Origin of the sequence: Nostoc sp. FACHB-888, from assembly GCF_014696655.1 — a bacterium.
Lineage (GTDB): Bacteria > Cyanobacteriota > Cyanobacteriia > Cyanobacteriales > Nostocaceae > Nostoc.
This window is the reverse complement of sequence record NZ_JACJQM010000167.1, coordinates 1-9,324: the sequence shown is the minus strand read 5'-3', so window position 1 is coordinate 9,324 and position 9,324 is coordinate 1. Positions and strand designations below refer to the sequence as shown.

At 42.6% G+C, this 9,324-nt stretch carries 11 protein-coding genes and 1 pseudogene; 5 read left to right on the top strand and 7 right to left on the bottom strand.

Translation table 11 applies throughout. The annotated features are described in order from the left end of the window. On the top strand, window positions 1–611 hold a 611-nt coding region (locus H6G26_RS35025), incomplete at its 5' end, for an alpha/beta hydrolase (RefSeq protein ID WP_190735795.1). 11 nt (window positions 612–622) lie between these two features. On the opposite strand, the gene H6G26_RS44035 is transcribed toward H6G26_RS35025, so the two are convergent. Further along, the gene (locus tag H6G26_RS44035; RefSeq protein ID WP_277883952.1) at window positions 623–748 is read right to left on the bottom strand and encodes a hypothetical protein; all 126 of its coding nucleotides are present in this window, start codon (window positions 746–748) and stop codon (window positions 623–625) included. A 538-nt stretch (window positions 749–1,286) separates the two neighbouring features. Between H6G26_RS44035 and H6G26_RS35015 the strand changes: the two genes are divergently transcribed. Then, window positions 1,287–1,703 (top strand): transposase, encoded by a 417-nt coding sequence (locus H6G26_RS35015; RefSeq protein WP_242054113.1) that lies wholly within the window; start codon window positions 1,287–1,289, stop codon window positions 1,701–1,703. Window positions 1,704–1,836: 133 nt separating this feature from the next. After that, window positions 1,837–2,269, top strand: a pseudogene (locus tag H6G26_RS35010) (IS1 family transposase); the annotation flags it as partial. A 141-nt stretch (window positions 2,270–2,410) separates the two neighbouring features. Here H6G26_RS35010 and H6G26_RS35000 read toward each other — a convergent pair. Both H6G26_RS35000 and H6G26_RS34995 read right to left on the bottom strand, forming a co-directional pair. Beyond that, entirely contained in the window at window positions 2,411–2,860 is a 450-nt protein-coding gene (locus H6G26_RS35000; RefSeq protein WP_190735788.1) for a hypothetical protein, read from the bottom strand. Beyond that, a complete protein-coding gene (locus H6G26_RS34995) occupies window positions 2,835–4,124 on the bottom strand; it encodes a condensation domain-containing protein (RefSeq protein WP_190735786.1) in 1,290 nt (429 codons plus the stop codon). Before H6G26_RS34995 ends, H6G26_RS35000 begins: the two co-directional genes overlap by 26 nt. A gap of 107 nt (window positions 4,125–4,231) precedes the next feature. On the opposite strand from H6G26_RS34995, the gene H6G26_RS34990 reads away from it, so the two are divergent. Both H6G26_RS34990 and H6G26_RS34985 read left to right on the top strand, forming a co-directional pair. Beyond that, on the top strand, window positions 4,232–4,441 hold the full coding sequence (locus H6G26_RS34990) for a helix-turn-helix domain-containing protein (protein ID WP_242054112.1): 210 nt from the start codon (window positions 4,232–4,234) through the stop codon (window positions 4,439–4,441). Between the two features lie 240 nt (window positions 4,442–4,681). Continuing rightward, entirely contained in the window at window positions 4,682–5,053 is a 372-nt protein-coding gene (locus H6G26_RS34985; protein ID WP_347242560.1) for a transposase, read from the top strand. 615 nt (window positions 5,054–5,668) lie between these two features. Here the strand turns inward: H6G26_RS34985 and H6G26_RS34980 are convergent. The 4 genes from H6G26_RS34980 to H6G26_RS34965 all read right to left on the bottom strand — a co-directional run bounded on the left by H6G26_RS34980 (window position 5,669) and on the right by H6G26_RS34965 (window position 9,092). After that, window positions 5,669–5,827, bottom strand: a complete 159-nt coding sequence (locus tag H6G26_RS34980; RefSeq protein ID WP_190735782.1) for a hypothetical protein — start codon at window positions 5,825–5,827, stop codon at window positions 5,669–5,671. Window positions 5,828–6,050: 223 nt separating this feature from the next. Next, window positions 6,051–7,070, bottom strand: coding sequence for a UbiA family prenyltransferase (locus tag H6G26_RS34975; protein WP_206757580.1), 1,020 nt, complete (start codon window positions 7,068–7,070; stop codon window positions 6,051–6,053). A 60-nt stretch (window positions 7,071–7,130) separates the two neighbouring features. Beyond that, a complete protein-coding gene (locus H6G26_RS34970) occupies window positions 7,131–8,561 on the bottom strand; it encodes an FAD-dependent monooxygenase (protein ID WP_190735778.1) in 1,431 nt (476 codons plus the stop codon). A 36-nt stretch (window positions 8,562–8,597) separates the two neighbouring features. Next, on the bottom strand, window positions 8,598–9,092 hold the full coding sequence (locus tag H6G26_RS34965) for an AMP-binding protein (RefSeq protein ID WP_347242559.1): 495 nt from the start codon (window positions 9,090–9,092) through the stop codon (window positions 8,598–8,600). Between the last annotated feature and the right edge of the window lie 232 nt (window positions 9,093–9,324).

Below are 9,324 nucleotides of genomic sequence, written 5' to 3'. Positions count from 1 at the left end.
GATTAGGATATCAAAAATGTGTATTAGTTGGGCATGATTGGGGAGGTGCGATCGCTTGGAATTTTGCCTATGCTCACCCCGAAATGTTAGAGCAACTAATTATCATTAACCTGCCTCATCCTGCCAAATTTGCCCAAGGGTTACGCACTCCTCAACAATTGCTACGTAGCAACTACATATTCCTCTTTCAACTACCGTGGATACCAGAATTACTCTTACAATCTTCAGACTACCAAGCAATTGAAACAGGTTTAAAAACTACAGCAGTTAACAAGAGTGCTTTCAATAAAGCGGATATTGACGCTTATAAAAATGCCGTTGCAAAACGCGGTGCTCTCACAGCAATGTTGAACTACTACCGCAATATTTTTCAACAGAGAATGCTAAATCCAAATTGGGGTGTTCTGGATGTGCCAACACTGATGATTTGGGGAGAAAATGACATTGCACTCGGTAAGGAGCTAACTTATGACACCGCAGCCTATGTCAGAGATTTTCAAATCAAGTACATACCCAATTGTGGTCATTGGGTGCAGCAAGAACAGCCTGAGTTGGTTAATCAGTATATGCGAGAATTTCTGAGGACTAAGAGGATGTTTGAAAAGTTTTGAGAAGTCAAAATTTATGCCAATCGCCTTACCATGATATCGACTTCACGTTTCCGACCACCAGGCTTCGGTTCTGGAATCATGTCACTCAGAAATTCATATTGGGTGCGGGTCAGATTCCTGGGGTATGCTTTACTCATGTCGTTCTCTCGGTGCTGTCTATTATCTATTCACAGCGTATACCCAGAGACTTTTTTACCATTTATCTGACTTTTCAAACATCCTCTTACCAAAGTTATGCCAGTTGTCATGCAAAACGTGCTTAACGTGATCAGGGTGAGTAACTAAGTAAGTTTTGACCGGTCCGAAATTCAGATCTACCACTTCGTTAGGATATTCCTTTGTGACTCTTGGCAACAACTGAAGAGGATTGAGAAAAAACTCGGGGGCAGCGCCAACAAATGGATAACCTTTGATAACGGGACAGGTTTTTTGAATGGTGGCAGGATTTAGGGTAGATGGGGGATTAATACTATAGTTCAATCTTTGTATACCTCTTACTACAAAACAATTTTGCACTACTAGTTGATGACTATATAACTGGACTTTAGACTAAAGAAGAGCGATCGTTATGCGTGACTAGACAGTAGCAGTGCAAAAAAAGAAAGGGATGCCAGTAAGAAAAAGCACCCCAGCAACGGAAGATGAAAAAAGCACAACCAATTTTCATCTTCCGCTATGGATGTTTTTGCACAGTTAAGAGAATTCCGTCAAGCAGCTTATGATTGTTTATGTCGGGCAAAGGATGCGACATTTGAATTAATGGATGCAATCTTGCTGACACGGAACGCATACAGTCTGGCAGATTTATCAATGTGTCCAGTGTTCCGTCGTCAATGGTCAAGTATCTATGAGGCAATACAAGATACCAGACCACAGCGCCACAAGCTGATGAGACTATACAGTAAAAATATACCAAAACAAGAACGTATTGTCCTCGCCGGAGACCATACCACATGGTCCAGACCAGATGCGCCGACGCTAAGAGAAAGAACCTACGAGCATTATCCTCAAGGAGGAAAAGGAGGTCGTCCTGTCACGCCTGGATACGGATACAGTACTATAGCCTGGATACCAGAAACTGAAGGCAGTTGAGCATTACCACTCAGACATGAACGAATTACGAGTTGGGAAAATCCCATAGATAAGGCTGTATGGCAGCTAAAAAAGGCGTTGCAGAATAGAAATATGAATTAGTGCGATGCCTTCGGCGGGCGTAGCCATCGCTATGAAATGTCCAAGGTGTGCGTCAACCCACATTCGCAAAAATGGTAAACAAAGAGGTAAACAAAACTACATCTGTGTGGAATGTGGTCGTCAGTTTGTTGATTCTTATGAACCGAAAGGTTACTCGGAAGAAATCAAGCGTGAATGTCTAGAAATGTATGTTAATGGTTCTGGCTTTCGGGCAATAGAACGAGTGAAAAAAGTACAGACGCTCGTAGACTCGCTAACGCTTCGCTATCATACAACAGTCATTAATTGGGTAAAAGAGGTTGGTAATACTTTGACTGATACACCCCAAAAGGATGAAATACCAGAAATTACCCAAATTGATGAATTGGAAACATTTATCGGTAAAAAAAAACAAAATTTGGTTGTGGACAGCAGTGAATAAGCACATTCCGGGAGTTATAGCTTGGGTTTTAGGCGACCGCAGTTCGGAAACTTTTAAGCTTTTATGGCAGATTATAAGCTGTTTGTGATCAAAACTGCCGACATTAAAGCAGATAAACTGATGCGCTTACGTTCCAACTTGTGTTTATGGGGTAAGAAAAAGTTACAAAAATTGTGGCACATTCTCACAAGTCCCGCGAACATTCCTCATAATCCTTACCCAGAATGTATTTTGGGCATTTTTGACAGGTTATTTTTTGATGCTGTGTAAAACATTGGAATCCAGATTTTATAAGGCTTTGAGAATTGTGGTGAGAAATCCGGGGATTGCCCCATCCACCGTCAGCTTGTTGCTGTGTTAGTAACCATTCTAATGCTGGCTCTACACCTGTAGCTGGTGGATAAAAACGCAACACTTGGGCAGTATCATAAACAGATGGACTAATTAACCCACCATTCTTACCAAGATCTGCAATTAGGGAACGAAGTTCAGTGAAGAGAGTCAAAACCAGAGGGTTTGTTGAATTTTCAACCACCTTTGATGATATACCAAGAGAAACCATACGTGTTACCCAAAATAATTTTATCTGTGGCAAGGAAAAGCCGAACTTAAGAAATTGACGTGATTGCAGCATGAATCAACTGCATTGCTTCTTGTAGCAGTTGATCGACTGCGGCTGAGGACATGACCGACTCAGGACAAAACAGCGTAAAACACAACTGATCGCTTACCGTTGCAACTCCTAATATGCGACTAAATTCCTTGGGTCCCATGCCAGAGGGTCCGTAGATTCTCCGCAGCTGAAGTTGCCCAAACTGTTGGGCGATCGCTAAGCGTCCGAGATTAGTAACTGCTAGATCGCAAGCTTGTTGTTCGATAAATCCTTGCAAAACCTGAGTTGAACTAGGGTTTGTAGACATCCATGCTTGAGATTGCTGAATTTCTGCCATGACCCGCTCGGTCTCCATTGCTTGGTTTAATTGTTGTTTGACTGACTGAGCCACTGCCCATACGCTTGTATCAGGAGTTAAAGTGTGCCCAGTCTTAGCTGCGGTAGCGCCAAGACTAAACTGTGCATCAGTTGCAGACATGAAATGCCGTTGGAGATTAATTGGTGTCATGCATCTCAGAGTTTGCGGTTGTTTTGAACTGGATTGACGGACGATGGCTAAGAGAAAAGCAGCACAAATAGCAGCATGAACGCTAGTTTGCTCTTGGCGACAACGAGAAATTAATTGAGCTGTTGTCTCTGAGGTAAGTGAACCAGCTAGCAAGCGAGGACGGAGAGAAGAAGCCTGAGGTTTGAAGATTGAAGTTTGAAGCCCTACAGGGCAGGGCGAAAGAGCTGCATCGGCTTTACCTAGCATCAATTCCTCTAAGGAAAGAGGCATTGGTAGAGGCTGGAAGATAGTGTTAGGGGTAGCGATCGCCTGCAAAATGTCTCGGATTAAATATGCACCAGAAGTTCCGTCGGCGATCGAGTGATGGTAAACGATGATTAATTCTGACATCTCCAGAGAGTGTAGCAAGACTGCACGTACCAGGGGTGCCTGGTTCCAATTAAAAGGTGTAGAAATTTCTGTCTCAACTTCTTGTTGCCAGTGTTGCTCGGACTGTCGCCTTAAAACTCGCAGTGGGATGCTAGCTACCTCTTCGACAAACCAGGGCTGTTCGGTTTTATCTAAAGCGATGCCTACTCGTAGCAATGGATGGCGCTGTTGCACTTGCATGAGGGCAAATTTTAGTTGCTCAGGACTAAATTCTCCTTTAATCTGTGCTGTCAGCGCAAAATGTGCTGGTTGAACTTGGTCGTACAACCAAATTATTTTCTCGACTGCTCCAAGGGGGCGACAGGTAGAATTTTTGTAAGTGCGGTCAATCAATTTTGGAGTTTGCATTTATTTTGACTGTTAATTTTTGACTTGCTCAAGCTCGAGTTACAGCAATTTTCAGGTAATTGAACCATAAAATTGGTAAAATAGCTCTGAAATGATTGTTTGATTCGATGCCAGTATCTTACTCAGTGGATTTGCGTCGTCGTGTGATTGCAGCGTGGGAAGCTCATGATGGCTCTCAACGCCACTTGGCTCAAAGATTCAAGGTAAGCTTGTCATTTGTACGAAACCTACTGCGTCATTATCGTCAAAATGGAGAAATTGAAGCCAAAAAACGTGGGGGACACCAAAAGCCAACAATTCAAAATCGAACATCTTAGTTTGATTAAGTCTTGGGTGGAAGAGAAAAATGATTTGTTGCTTTTAGAGTTATGCGTAGGCGTAGCCCGCCGCAGGCATCGCCTTGCGGAAAGTACAGGAATTAGGATCAGCATTTCGACAATGCATCGTGCGGTAGAAAAATTAAACTTACGTTGTAAAAAAAAAGTCTCTATGCAAGTGAGCAAGATACTCCACGAGTACAGGAATTACGCCATGAATATCGTCGGTGGTTAGATAAAATTGACGTACGAAACCTAATATTTGGAGATGTTGCTGGATTGAATTTATCAATGTCACGCTTGTTTGGTAGAGCCGTAGACGGGGAACGAGCAATTGGTAGCATTCCTGGAACCAAGGGTGGAAATATTTCTTTGATTGGTGCTTTGAACCTTGATGGAATGGTTGCGGCGATGACTGTGCCTGGAAGCACCAATACTGAAGTGTTTCTCACATATGTAACTCAGGTCTTAGCACCTCAATTGTGGAAAGAGGCAATCGTGGTTATGGATAACCTGAGGGTTCATCACGCCGAGTGTGTAAAAATTGCCATTGAGTCCGTTGGTGCATTCGTCAAGTTTTTGCCTCCCTACTCTCCTGATTTATCCCCATAGAACTTTGTTGGTCAAAACTGAAACAATTTCTCCGTTCCCGTGAAGCACGCACACTGGAATTACTCGACCGAGCAATGGCTCTTGCTGTAAATTATATTACCGAAGATGATGCCTTCGGTTGGTTCAACCATTGTGGTCTATTTACCTGAAAATAGCTGTAACCCTCTTCTGTCAGTCTCCGAAAACATTTGCCTTTTCTAAAATCTAGAGCTTTTGTATAGCAAGCGATCGAGCGATTCTTTTCTAATAACAAATACAAGACCGATTTTTTTCTAATAGTATAGCTTGTATTGATTGCCTCATGAGGCTTCTAGCGATCGCCCTCCCGGAGAGTGACAGAAGAGAGGTAAGTTTCTGATGTACGTGTTCACCCACAACTCGAACTTTAGCTAAGCTCGACTTTATCCATTTTTCCCTTCAGGTCGTCACAAGGGTACGCGATCGCGAAAAAATGAGGGTTTTACTGCATACATAACATTTAAGACAGTCTTGGTAAATACTGGTGAATCGCGCAATACACTGAGACTGCAAGACAATTGTGTGTATTGCCCCGGAAAGATGACCTATGTGAAAGTAAGTGCAGTACTCTCTCCAATATTCCAAAGTCATTAACACTTAGTCTTCCACGCTTAGTTTTCCTAGTCGTCCTGTTTTCTTTTTTGAGGGCGATCGCTCTTGCACGACAGACACCATTTCAGTAAAAGTCTCCGGGCGCACTCCACACAAGCGTTTGAAGTCTTCGGTTTTGAGATGTTTTACCTGTTTGTAGGTCATAGCTGTTGCTTACTCTCACCTACTTTTCTCATGTAACCGGGGACTTTTGCAAGAGGTCTAATCTTGTGGAAGTAAATAAAATTGGGCGTTTTGGGCGTTTCCAGACTGAGATTCTGCAATCCCTCAGAATCCACTAGTTGACTGCCAACTAAACTCATAGCTGCAACCGTGATTTATGGTTTCTTGAATGACCATCTGGGCGTATCGCAAATTAGTGAGATAGTTAGAGCAAAATGATTGAACTTGCTAATACGCTGCAAAACCAATAGGTGAGCATCAAATAAGTCAGGTGATCGGCGCGAGGCTCTCGAAAAAGCACAACTCTAATAGCGAGCGCTATGCTAATTCCAGCAAGCAGGATATCGCATAAAATAGCAGTAAAGGATATTCTCAAAGGCACTATTAGGAATTGGTGCGTCATGAGCGGTAAGGCTAAGAAGCAAACGAGTAAGAAGATTCGCGTGGCTTTCTCACCAAAGACTAGGGGGAAGGTCTTTCTACCTATAGTATAATCCCCTACCATATCACGCAGGTCTTGAAGCGGTATGACAAAGAACATGACTACAGATAAAATTGAGATCCAGCGAAGGATTGTTGGTTCAAGGGGGGTCGCAAGTTGCCAGGCTGTTGAAAGCTCTAGGAAGAAACCAATCGCGTTACAGAGGTTTTTGGTCAACCAGTTTCGAGACCAGCCGCAGAAGTTATGCAAGCAAGTAATTACTTGCCATAGTAGTGTTTGCCAGAGTAAACCCAACCACCATCCCACAAAGGAATAAAGTATCATGCTAAAGTACCACCGGATCTGTGCTCCCTGGTAGGAGACATAGCCTTTAACTAAAGGGCGATCGGGTTTGTTGATACGATCTTCTTCAATACCACTAAGTTGATTGGAGAGACAGAATGTAATTGCATATAGGAGGCAGTACAGAATAGCGCTGCTGAGAGGCAAAGCTAGGTCATTCACCGCAAGTTTCGCATGATGCCAACCAGCTAGAAAAAAGAGTAAAAATGGTATTAGTGTTGCTGAAAAGTCATAGCGAAGGATCTGAATGTACAGAGATATTTCATGTACCAGTGTCAGTATAGCATTCGTGATGGCTTGACGAAAAACTTGTAAGTTAAAAATACTTACACTGAAGACAGGGGTAAGTCCAGGTGGCAAGACTGCCTGACTGGAGTGAGCTTGCATAGAAGGCTCACTCTCCTGAATTATAAAGCTCTGTGTGTTAGGATCTGTTTGCATAAGTTATCTTTGATGGTATATAAAACTAGTAAACGCTTACCAAAAAAGGGCATTTGAAATTCATGTCCTCTTAGTTTCCGAAATTGCAACTAAACGAGCTACCTGCCAGTCACTTCTATGAGTAAACCTTTTGATAAACTGTAGCAATACTGGTATACCAATACTGGGATGGAGAAGTGTACTGGGTGGTTTGAGTAGGTGCATAACTTCTAAAAAAACTTTGTAAACATGGGGACTTTCGATCCCATGTAGCAGCACTTGATCTACATACTGCTGAAAAAGGCGAGTCATGAAGTTAGGTCGTCCACCTTCTGTAGTAGACCAACGTAAGTCCTCACCTGTTGCTATCGCCCAAGGTAGAGCAATCGCCTGACTTAGTCGTCTCTGAAAACGCTTTGATAAACCGATTAAATTTCGGTGAGGATGGCAGGAAAATTGCTTGACTAAACAATCATCCAAAATCAATACACTTAAAGCAGAGACAGACATACCCTGACCGGAAACAGGATTGAGCGCACAGACGGCATCACCTAATACTATTAAGCCTTCGGGAAATCTTGACAGTTTTTCATAGTGATGCCAGCAATTTTCTGTACGTCGGTAGCTATAAACGGGTGAGATGGGTTGAGCATTTTTGATGGCTTCATAGATGATGGGTGCTCTCAGGCTCCGAGCAAATTCTAAAAAGCCAGCTTCATCGGTTGGAGGATAATCCCGATTAACGCTAAAAAGTGTGACCAACCAGTTATTTTTCTCGATTTTAAAGAGCCAACCACCACGACTCATATTTGGTGGTTTTCCCCATACTCCGGCGACTTGCCAATCATCTGGGAAGTTTTCTGGAATTTGATACCATCGGCTGGCATAGCCCAAAAAGGAATTAATAGTTGTCTTTTGTGGTGTCGCATAGCCCAATGCTTCTAACCATTGAATGGAATGGGAATTACGCCCACTAGCATCCACTACTAAATCAGCAGTAAAATCAGTTTTACCTTGGTTGCGTAGGTATACTCTTACACCTGTAACTCTACTGTGGCTAGAGTTAGACAACAAGCCAATTACCTGTGCTCCTTGAAGAAATGCAACACGGTTATTATTAGCTACACGGCGGCGGATAGCCCATTCCAATAGATTTCGACTACAGTTGATGGTAGTAATATCGGAAGGAAAGCGAGGTGTCCATGCGTTAAGGTACCAGAGAAGATCTGCGGTTATGTTAACAGAGTATGCACCTGCTGCAATTAATTCAGTTTTTAAACCTGGAAAAAGCTGTTCTAAAATTTGCTGACCGCGTTGAAGCAGTATATGTCCATGCTGAGCCTGAGGTACTCCTGGGCGCTGTCCTGGTTGCTCAGGGAGATTATCCCGTTCCACAATTGTTACTTGCTCAAAATGTTTAGACAGAACTTGAGCAGCTAGCATACCAGCAATACTTCCACCTATAACGAGAGCGTGAGATTTTGTAGTTGAGTATGTGTTTACATGAAGCATAAAATACCTGATTTGTCTTTGTACTGAAACTGTATCCTACAAGCATCCGGCTATCTTTTTGGTTTTCATAAGCTTTAACAAGACGGTTTTGTTCAAGTGCGATTCCTGAACTGTGCAGATGACCGGACTGTCTGTTTTTCGGACGCTACAAACTTTAAGAGTTGCTTCGGCAAGCCCATAACCAGGGCAAAAAGTTCTCCTTCGGAAACCAAAGGGTTCAAGGATCTGTGCAAACTTTTCTAAAGTTTGTTGGCGAATTGGCTCAGCACCATTTACTGCTACACACCAGCTTCTCAGGTCTATATCTATATCTACATTAAAAATCTGCTCGCTCTTTTGAGTGCAGAGTTCATAAGCGAAATTGGGAGCACCACTGTGAGTTCCTTGATAGCGAGAAATGACTTGTAACCATCGTATTGGTCGCTGAATAAAAGATTCAGGCGACATTAAAACTCCTAAGCATCCAGTATATATGGGTTGAATTATTCCGAAGACCAATCCAAAATCATGAAAGTGAGGAAGCCACGACACGAGTACGCTATTCTGAATGATCTCCCATGTGCAAGCTATATTGGCTGAGAAAAAGCCACAACACCTAATGTAGTGGTAACTGCAATCCTTAAGAAACTTTTTTTCATACTTAATTCTCCAAATTTAAGAGTCTAGAAGTGCTCAAAATGTTATTGATTGCTTCAACAACATTTGTAATAAGTATGACTTGATGCATTAGCTTTGACAGTGTTATATGGTGATAAAAAGTGGT

Bases quoted from the DNA above. Each gene is read 5' to 3' on its own strand.
- H6G26_RS44035 (WP_277883952.1), bottom strand. From the start codon at position 748: ATGAGTAAAGCATACCCCAGGAATCTGACCCGCACCCAATATGAATTT.
- H6G26_RS34980 (WP_190735782.1), bottom strand. From the start codon at position 5,827: ATGACCTACAAACAGGTAAAACATCTCAAAACCGAAGACTTCAAACGC.
- H6G26_RS34970 (WP_190735778.1), bottom strand. From the start codon at position 8,561: ATGCTTCATGTAAACACATACTCAACTACAAAATCTCACGCTCTCGTT.
- H6G26_RS34990 (WP_242054112.1), top strand. From the start codon at position 4,232: ATGCCAGTATCTTACTCAGTGGATTTGCGTCGTCGTGTGATTGCAGCG.
- H6G26_RS35015 (WP_242054113.1), top strand. From the start codon at position 1,287: ATGGATGTTTTTGCACAGTTAAGAGAATTCCGTCAAGCAGCTTATGAT.
- H6G26_RS34995 (WP_190735786.1), bottom strand. From the start codon at position 4,124: ATGCAAACTCCAAAATTGATTGACCGCACTTACAAAAATTCTACCTGT.
- H6G26_RS35000 (WP_190735788.1), bottom strand. From the start codon at position 2,860: ATGCTGCAATCACGTCAATTTCTTAAGTTCGGCTTTTCCTTGCCACAG.
- H6G26_RS34975 (WP_206757580.1), bottom strand. From the start codon at position 7,070: ATGCAAACAGATCCTAACACACAGAGCTTTATAATTCAGGAGAGTGAG.